Source organism: Gallibacterium genomosp. 2, from assembly GCF_000771895.1.
GTDB lineage: Bacteria > Pseudomonadota > Gammaproteobacteria > Enterobacterales > Pasteurellaceae > Gallibacterium.
This window is the reverse complement of the sequence record NZ_JPXY01000053.1, coordinates 1-8,748: the sequence shown is the minus strand read 5'-3', so window position 1 is coordinate 8,748 and position 8,748 is coordinate 1. Positions and strand designations below refer to the sequence as shown.

The following is an 8,748-nucleotide window of genomic DNA, read 5'->3' as shown; positions in this document are numbered from 1 at the left end:
GAGGTTTGTCAACAGTCTGGGAGATCAAAGATCTCTTAATTTTCAACACAACAGTATAGAAAATTATAAATTATGGTTACTTCATCTCGTTTTATAACATTACTATTTCAAGGCTCGTTAGTGAAAAGAATTGCTATCGGTCTTGTATTAGGGATATTTTTAGCACTGATTTCTCCTTATTTAGAACCAATATTAGGTACTAATTTGGCAGAAAATGTTAGTATTCTTGGTCAAATTTTTGTCCGTTCTTTACGTTCTATTGCACCGATTTTGATTTTTGTATTGGTGATGTCAGCGATTGCTAATCGTAAAGTCGGTGAAAAAAGCAACTTAAAAAGTATCATCTATTTATATTTGCTAGGTACTTTTTTATCAGCATTAGTGGCTGTGGTCGCTAGTTTTTTATTTCCAACTGAATTAGCATTGGGAGATGCAGAAAAATCTATCGCTCCACCGGAAAGTGTAACTCAAGTTTTAAGTACATTGATTTTTAATGTGGTAGATAATCCATTCAATGCACTTTTCAACGCTAACTTTATTGGCATTTTGGCGTGGGCAATCGGTTTAGGAGCGGCATTGCGTCACGCTTCAGATACTACTAAAAATTTATTGTTAGATATTTCTGAAGCAGTTTCTATGGTCGTGAAGGTTGTGATTGCCTTTGCGCCAATCGGAGTGTTCGGTTTAGTGGCAAGTACCTTGGCAGATAAAGGTTTATCCGCATTAGGTGGTTATATCCAAGTATTGGCGGTATTAATTGGTTCAATGCTGTTTGTTGCTTTTGTTATCAATCCTATTTTGGTGTTCTGGAAAACCAGAGAAAATCCATATCCGTTAGTTTGGACCTGTATTCGTGTTAGTGGCTTAACTGCATTTTTCACTCGTAGTTCAGCGGCAAATATTCCGGTTAATATGGAGTTGGCACAACGCTTGGGCTTGAAAGAAGAAACTTATTCAGTTTCTATTCCATTAGGTGCAAGCATTAATATGGGCGGTGCTGCCATTACTATTACCATCTTAACTTTAGCGGCAGTACATACTTTAGGCATTGAAGTTACATTACCGACCGCATTATTGTTAAGCCTTGTTGCTAGTATCTGTGCCTGTGGTGCATCCGGTGTTGCTGGAGGTTCATTGTTACTCATTCCTTTAGCGTGTAGTTTATTTGGAATTTCAAACGATATTGCAGCGCAGGTTATTGGGGTTGGCTTTATTATCGGTGTGTTACAAGATTCAACAGAAACCGCTTTAAACTCTTCTACAGATGTTATTTTCACTGCAGCAGCGTGTAAAGAGGAAGAACGTAAAAGCCGAGCTTAATTATTTGTGATTATTTTGGCAGAAATAAATGGAGTGGAATAATTTCCACTCCATTTTTCTTTGCGAAATTTGGGATTATGAGATATTCCTTTAGGTATTTTTTCTCTAATTATTTAAAAAGTTGAGAGCAAAAGTTGGTACGGATGCGATAAAAAGCCCGAACTTTCGATCGGGCAATATTAGATAAGTTAAATAACAATAAGAAGTAGATTGCTATTTGAGTGGTTAAAAATTAACGAGTGGAAAGCTGGAAAATCATCGCTTCGGCTTGGCAACAAAACTCAAATGCTGCTTTTAATTGATAACCGCCGTCAACTTGAGAAATTTCACTTGTGATTTTGCAAGGTTCGCTTTCGGCTGCTTTTGCTTTTTCAGTTAAATAGTCAAGTGCTTGTTGGGCTTGTTCTTCAGAGGCATAAACTTGAGCAAAATTAACGCTACAGTCTTCATTATCGATAACCGTGCCAACATCAACACAACAACAAACTTTTGCTTCTTCAGGTTTACATTTCATTTGACTCATAAATAACTCCAATTCAAAAAAAGTGATAAAAAAACAAATTTATTTTAACACGATGTTGCAAGAAAACCGCTGAGAGTTTATTTAATTTGATCTATATCAAGCTGATTTCGAGGTTGACTGGTCTAATCACTTCGCTTTAAATCCTTATTGTGTTGAGTTATGCCGTGATATTACATAAGATTCAGGCTCTTAAATTGGCACTAGTAATTAATTAAATAATAAGGAAACTAATTAATGCGTTTACTTTCAAAAACTTTACTTGCAAGTTTGGTTGCAGTTGCATCTCAAGGAGCATTTGCCTCTGCTTTCCAATTACATGAAACCTCAACTTCCGGTTTAGGCCGTGCTTATGCGGGGGATGCGGCAGTGGCGGAAAATGCTTCTGTAGTGGCAACCAACCCAGCATTAATGACTTTCTTTAAACAGCCTGAAATTTCCATTGGTGGTATTTATGTTCGTCCGAATATTGATTTAAAAGGCGAAACATTTGGAAACAATGCAGATGCTGATAACATCGCTACGAAAGAAGTGCTGCCATATGTTTATGCGGTTTATCCAATCAATGATCGTTTTGCTGTCGGCGGCGGAGTAAACGTAAATTATGGCTTGGCGACAGAATTTAATAACAGCTATAATGCCGGCTTTTTTGGCGGTAAAACGGATTTAACCACGATTAATTTTAATTTAAGTGGTGCCTATCGTGTCAGTAATAATTTCAGTGTTGGCGTTGGTGTAAATGCAGTGTATGCCGATGCAGTAGTTGAGCGTCGTGTGGGGATTTTAAACTTAGCTGTAGCGTCTTCATTGGCTCAAAAAGCTCAAGATGCCGCTGTTCAATCTAACAATGCTGAAGCTCAGCAATATGCACAAATGGCACAACAAGCTAAAACATTGGATAAATCTGCAATTTTACACAAGTTAGAAGGTGATACTTGGGGTTATGGTTGGAATGTCGGTGCAGTTTATGAGTTTAATGAAAATAACCGTATCGGTTTATCCTATCACTCTCATATCAGTTTAGATTTTGATGGTAATTATACAACTGATATTCCATCAACATTACGTTCGGCTTTTGGTGTAACAAGTGGTAATGGTACGGGATCATTAAAACTTCCTCTGCCTGCTTATTGGGAAGTTGCTGGCTATCACCGTTTAGTACCTAAATTTGCAGTAACTTATAGTATTAAGCGGACTGAGTGGAGTCGTTTCAAAGAGCTATATGCACATAATGGTGGAAATAAATTATTCCAGAAAGATGAAAATTTCAGTGATACTACGCGTATAGCATTAGGTTTTATCTATGATATGACAGAATCATTGACATTGCGTGCTGGAATCGCTCATGATGAAACTGCGGTAAGTCAAAATTATCACTCTATTTCAATCCCTGATACTGACCGTATGTGGTACAGTTTTGGTACAACTTATCGTTTTACACCAAATTTATCTGTTGATGCAGGTTATGCTTTTGTGAAAGGTAAAAACTTATCTTTTGATGAGAAGCAAGGTTCATTAAAAGGGACGTTCCACTCAAAATCTACCGCACATTTATTCGGTCTAGGATTAAACTACCGTTTCTAAATTTTCAATAAATTTCAAAGCAAAGGCTGACATTGTTCAGCCTTTTTTGTTATATATTAGAGAAAAATTGTTAAGGATTACGAATGACCTCTTTTTTCAGTGAAAAACTACAACAATTAGCGCAAATCGGGCAAAGACGAGCATTTCCACAAATTGAACATCAAGGTAAGTGGATTGTGCGACAAGGAGATAAGTTATTAAATCTTTCTTCTAATGATTATTTAGGTATTGCAGCAGAACCACAAATTTTAACGCAATTTTTGGCGGGAATCTCACAACAGTTATTGCCTTTAACCAGTTCTTCCTCAAGATTATTAACTGGAAATTTCCCGATTTATGAAGACTTGGAACAATGCATTGCACAAGATTATCAACGCCAAGCCTGTCTATTATTTAATAGCGGTTACCACGCCAATATCGGTATTTTGCCAGCAGTAACTGATCGACATACATTGATCGTGGCGGATAAATTTGTTCACGCCAGTATTATTGATGGTATTCGTCTGGCTGAATGCAAATGGATGCGTTATCGTCATAATGATTACCAACATTTGTCGAATATTTTGCAAAAAGTGGCGGCAGATTATCAATGTATTATTATTGTGACAGAAAGTGTGTTCAGTATGGATGGCGATGTTGCTGATTTATCGGCATTAACAGCGCTGAAACAGCAATATGATAATGTTTTATTGTATGTTGATGAAGCTCACGCTGTTGGAGTTTTCGGTGAAAAGGGGCTTGGTATTGCTGAACAGCAGGGGTACATCAATCAGATTGATTTTTTAGTCGGCACGTTTGGCAAGGCACTCGCTTCAACAGGAGCATTTGTTGTATGTGAGCAAGAGGTAAAAGATTATTTGATTAACACGATGCGACCGCTGATTTTTTCCACCGCTTTGCCTCCATTTAATGTAGCTTGGAGCTATTTTGTTTGGCAAAAACTTGCTAGTTTTCACGACCGTCGCCAACATTTAGTTAAAATAAGTCAACAGTTACGAAATTTTATTCAAGATGAGCTGAACTTGCCGATGCCGAGCGAAACGAATGTTGTGCCTTATATTGTTGGTGAAAATCAGCGAGCATTGGAGATTGCTCATCGTTTACAGCAATATCATTTTTATGCATTGCCTATTCGTCCACCGACAGTACCAAAAGGAACGGCGCGCATTCGTTTTTCATTAACAGCTGCAATTAATGAAGAGGAAATTGTTGAATTAATGAAAACATTGAAAGAATTACAATAAGGATTTTAGATGAAAACAGAGTTTATTGAACAACAAGGTTCGAATTTAATTCTCTATTTTGCAGGTTGGGGAACGCCACCTAGTGCGGTAGCGCATCTACAAATACCACAAAATTTTGATTTATTAATCTGTTACGACTATCAGGATTTACAGTTGCAATTTGATTTTTCCGCTTATAACGACATCTATTTAGTAGCGTGGTCAATGGGTGTTTGGGTGGCAGAACAAGTATTGCAGAATGTCGCCATTCATAAAGCGGTTGCTATTAATGGCACATCTAAACCGAATGATGATCTATTTGGTATTCCGACGGATATCTTTCAGGGAACATTAGATAATTTAAATACTACTACAAGAAATAAATTTGAACGTAGAATGTGTCAAAGTCGAGAGCTGTTGGCTCAATATCAACAATTGCCGGATTATCGCTCATTAGAAAATATACAACGGGAGTTGTCATTTCTTGCTCAACAAATCAAGCAGCGACCAGCGGTAATATTTCAATGGCATCAGGCGTGGATTGCAACACAGGATTATATTTTCCCAGTGATTAATCAACAAACTTATTGGCAACCTCGTTGTGTAATTAAAAGAATTGAAGCCGGACATTATGCTTTTCCTTATTTTCAGCAATGGCAACAATTATGGCACTGATTGATAAAGAACAGGTGGCGAAACGTTTCCAAACAGCGCAGTTCAGTTATGGGCAACAGGCGATAGCGCAGCAGAAAATTAATCAACATTTGATAGAGTTATTACAGACAACAGGAAAACATCAGTTTTATCGTGTGTTAGAAATTGGCTGTGGCACGGGTGATTTAAGTGAACGATTAATAAAAGCAGTAAAAATAACTGAATTGGATCTGAACGATCTTTACCTTAGCGATAATATTCACCAAAATTTACAGCAAAAACGATGTGCTAATGTAGATCAGGTACGTTTTATTGGTGGTGATATTGAACAATTAAAGTTAACACAGCATTATGATTTGATTATCTCAGCATCAACAGTACAGTGGCTACATCATAAAGAAGCTTTTTTAGCAAAATGTGCAAAGCATCTTAATGCTAATGGGATGCTGTTATTTAACACTTTTGCGCCAAATAACTTAACGGAAATCAGCACATTAACCGGAGTCGGTTTAACTTATCCAACAACTCAAGAATGGCAATACTGGCTTAAACCACATTTTTTATTGGAGCATTTAGACACGGAAACGATTCGCCTAAGATTTGATTCACCACTGACAGTATTACGTCATTTAAAAGCAACTGGCGTAACGGCTGTTCAAAAAACGGTATGGACAAAAGGAAAACTTCAACAATTTTGTCAAGCATATCAACAGCAATATGCGTTGGCGGATGGCTCTGTTTATTTGAGTTATGTGCCGATGTATTTTGTTGCGAGGAAATTATCATAGTGTGAGGTTGTTTTTAACCAAGAGATGGTTTTATTTTGTTGTGGTTAGCTCTTGAATGAATGGGGATCTTTTAGGGCGAAATTTAAACTAAAGAATTAAAGTTGAAAATTACAATAAAAAATTCAATAAAATCCTTGCCCAAGCAAAAAATATATGTATAATACGCCACGTATTTCAGACGCGGGGTGGAGCAGCTTGGTAGCTCGTCGGGCTCATAACCCGAAGGTCGTTGGTTCAAATCCAGCCCCCGCAACCAATTTTAAAAATTAAAATTGGTTTAGTTTTAAGAGAGATAAGCCCCGTTAGGGGTTTTTTTGTGGAATAAATTTAAGTAGATAAATTTATTTGTTCAGTTTGGTTAACACGAAGAAACGGGGCTATAAGCCCTTTTTTTGTACCTTAATTTTGACAATTAACAAGGAGATTATCTTTGGCAACGCTAGAGCAAAAATTACAAGATTTATTACAACCTACTGTTGAAGATATGGGATTTGAACTGCTCGGGGTTGAATGTACCCGTGCTGGTCGTTATTCAACAGTCCGTTTATATATAGATAAAGAGAATGGCGTAACTATTGATGATTGTAGTGATGTGAGTCGTGAAGTCGGCGCAATTTTAGATGTTGAAGATCCGATTAGCGATAAATATAACCTTGAAGTGTCATCACCAGGCTTGGATCGCCCTTTATTTACTTTAGCGCATTATCAACGTTTTGTTGGTGAAGAGGTTGTAATTCATTTACGTATCGCAATGTCAGGTCGCCGAAAATGGCAAGGTGATTTAGTTAAAGTTGATGGCGATATGATTACTTTAAACGTAGAGGGACAGGAACAGGTATTTGCTTTTAGTAACATTCAAAAAGCTAATATTGTGCCGAAAATTTCCTTCTAAATTAGAATTTAAGAGATGATAGAGAGACAAAGATGAGTAAAGAAATTTTATTAGCGGCTGAAGCCGTATCAAACGAAAAGTTATTACCTCGAGAGAAAATTTTTGAAGCGTTGGAAAGTGCCCTCGCTATTTCAACCAAGAAAAAATATGAACAAGATATTGATGTACGTGTTTCAATTGATCAAAAAAACGGTGATTTTGTTACTTTTCGTCGTTGGTTAGTGGTAGAACATGTGACCCACCCAACCAAAGAAATTACGTTGGAAGCGGCACAAATAGAAGAACCGGAAATTCAATTAGGTGAATATATTGAAGATGAAATTGAATCTATTCCTTTTGATCGTATTACAATGCAAACTGTGCGTCAGGTTATCAGTGCTAAAATTCGCGATGCTGAACGTAATAAAGTGGTTGAACAATTCAAAGAACGTGAAGGTGAAATCATCACTGGTATTGTAAAAAAAGTAAATCGTGAAAATGTTATCCTTGATCTAGGAAACCAAGCTGAAGCAATTATTCTGCGTGAAGATTTGTTACCACGTGAAAATTTCCGTGCAGGAGATCGTGTGCGTGGTGTGTTATATAAAGTCAATGCTGATACGAAAGGGCCTCAACTTTTCGTAACCCGTTCTAAACCGGAAATGTTGATTGAGTTATTCAAAATTGAAGTACCAGAAATTGGTGAGGGCGTGATTGAAATTAAAGCGGCAACGCGTGATGCTGGGGTACGAGCAAAAATTGCAGTGAAGAGCCACGATAAGCGAATTGATCCAGTTGGTGCTTGTGTTGGTATGCGTGGTGCGCGCGTTCAAGCTATTACCAATGAACTGGATGGCGAACGTGTGGATATCGTGCTTTGGGATGACAATCCGGCACAATTTGTGATTAATGCGATGGCTCCGGCAGATGTAGTTTCCATTGTGGTGGATGAAGACAAAAAATCAATGGATATTGCAGTTGAAGCCGCTAATTTGGCACAAGCTATTGGGCGTAATGGGCAGAATGTGAATTTAGCTTCTCGTCTTACTGGTTGGAAATTAAATGTAATGAGCAGTGATGATTTAGAAAACCAACATCAGGCTGAGAATCAAAAAACAATGAACTTATTTATGGAAGCGCTTGATATTGATGAAGATTTTGCCAATCTTCTGACTGAAGAAGGTTTCAGAAATTTGGAAGAGATTGCGTATGTACCGATTGAAGAGTTGCTAGAAATTGACGGTTTTGATGAAGATCTTGCTGAAGAGTTACGCAATAGAGCGAAAGAAGCATTGACAAAAATTGCATTGGCAGAAGAAGAAGCATTGGCAAATATTGATGTGGAAGAGGCTTTACTTAAATTGGATGGAATGAACCGTCATTTGGCTGTGAAGTTGGCTGAAAAGAAAATTACCACATTGGAAGAACTTGCCGAACAGGGAGTTGATGATTTAGCGGATATCGAAGGATTATCGGCAGAACAGGCGGCTCAATTGATTATGGCAGCACGTAATATTTGCTGGTTCGGAAATGAAGAATAATAAGGTGGCGTACAGATGAGTGATAAAAAAACTGATACCCAATTAACAGAGAAAAAGCCAACCAAGTTGAAATTAAAACGTTCAATACACAGCACCTTAACAGTGCAACAAAATGGTAGTGGCAAAAGCAAAGAAGTAAAAATTGAGACACGTAAAACACGTGTGATCGATACTCACGCTAAAGAAGAAGCGGAAGCTAAAGCGAAAAAAGAAGCGGAAGCCAAAGCGCAAAAAGAGGCGGAAGCCA

Annotated in this window: 9 protein-coding genes and 1 tRNA gene; 9 read left to right on the top strand and 1 reads right to left on the bottom strand. The window is 37.6% G+C overall.

Annotation, left to right across the window (positions count from 1 at the left end; translation table 11 throughout):
* Positions 1–72 precede the first annotated feature (72 nt).
* Positions 73–1,320, top strand: coding sequence for a serine/threonine transporter SstT (gene sstT / locus P375_RS10635; RefSeq protein WP_039136877.1), 1,248 nt, complete (start codon positions 73–75; stop codon positions 1,318–1,320).
* A gap of 232 nt (positions 1,321–1,552) precedes the next feature.
* Here sstT and P375_RS10630 read toward each other — a convergent pair whose 3' ends face one another.
* A complete protein-coding gene (locus P375_RS10630; protein WP_039136876.1) occupies positions 1,553–1,843 on the bottom strand; it encodes a YfcZ/YiiS family protein in 291 nt (96 codons plus the stop codon).
* A gap of 234 nt (positions 1,844–2,077) precedes the next feature.
* Here P375_RS10630 and P375_RS10625 point away from each other — a divergent pair, with 234 nt between their 5' ends.
* From P375_RS10625 to P375_RS10590, 8 genes are all read left to right on the top strand, one after another.
* Entirely contained in the window at positions 2,078–3,424 is a 1,347-nt protein-coding gene (locus P375_RS10625) for an outer membrane protein transport protein (protein ID WP_021462477.1), read from the top strand.
* An 83-nt stretch (positions 3,425–3,507) separates the two neighbouring features.
* Positions 3,508–4,668: an aminotransferase class I/II-fold pyridoxal phosphate-dependent enzyme gene (locus P375_RS10620; RefSeq protein WP_039136874.1), complete on the top strand. Its 1,161-nt coding sequence runs from the start codon at positions 3,508–3,510 to the stop codon at positions 4,666–4,668.
* Positions 4,669–4,677: 9 nt separating this feature from the next.
* Positions 4,678–5,322 (top strand): DUF452 family protein, encoded by a 645-nt coding sequence (locus P375_RS10615; protein ID WP_039136872.1) that lies wholly within the window; start codon positions 4,678–4,680, stop codon positions 5,320–5,322.
* The gene (bioC, locus tag P375_RS10610; RefSeq protein ID WP_245176459.1) at positions 5,301–6,089 is read left to right on the top strand and encodes a malonyl-ACP O-methyltransferase BioC; all 789 of its coding nucleotides are present in this window, start codon (positions 5,301–5,303) and stop codon (positions 6,087–6,089) included. Before P375_RS10615 ends, bioC begins: the two co-directional genes overlap by 22 nt.
* 179 nt (positions 6,090–6,268) lie before the next feature.
* Positions 6,269–6,345: transfer RNA gene (locus P375_RS10605), tRNA-Met, on the top strand.
* A 174-nt stretch (positions 6,346–6,519) separates the two neighbouring features.
* Entirely contained in the window at positions 6,520–6,981 is a 462-nt protein-coding gene (gene rimP, locus P375_RS10600; RefSeq protein WP_039136868.1) for a ribosome maturation factor RimP, read from the top strand.
* Between the two features lie 32 nt (positions 6,982–7,013).
* Entirely contained in the window at positions 7,014–8,501 is a 1,488-nt protein-coding gene (gene nusA / locus P375_RS10595) for a transcription termination factor NusA (protein WP_039136866.1), read from the top strand.
* A gap of 15 nt (positions 8,502–8,516) precedes the next feature.
* A partial coding sequence (locus P375_RS10590) for a translation initiation factor IF-2 associated domain-containing protein (RefSeq protein WP_039136864.1) occupies positions 8,517–8,748 on the top strand: 232 nt, incomplete at its 3' end.

Coding starts and splice junctions, on each gene's coding strand:
- P375_RS10630 (WP_039136876.1), bottom strand. CDS start 1,843: ATGAGTCAAATGAAATGTAAACCTGAAGAAGCAAAAGTTTGTTGTTGT.
- P375_RS10625 (WP_021462477.1), top strand. CDS start 2,078: ATGCGTTTACTTTCAAAAACTTTACTTGCAAGTTTGGTTGCAGTTGCA.
- P375_RS10615 (WP_039136872.1), top strand. CDS start 4,678: ATGAAAACAGAGTTTATTGAACAACAAGGTTCGAATTTAATTCTCTAT.
- sstT (WP_039136877.1), top strand. CDS start 73: ATGGTTACTTCATCTCGTTTTATAACATTACTATTTCAAGGCTCGTTA.
- bioC (WP_245176459.1), top strand. CDS start 5,301: ATGGCAACAATTATGGCACTGATTGATAAAGAACAGGTGGCGAAACGT.
- nusA (WP_039136866.1), top strand. CDS start 7,014: ATGAGTAAAGAAATTTTATTAGCGGCTGAAGCCGTATCAAACGAAAAG.
- P375_RS10620 (WP_039136874.1), top strand. CDS start 3,508: ATGACCTCTTTTTTCAGTGAAAAACTACAACAATTAGCGCAAATCGGG.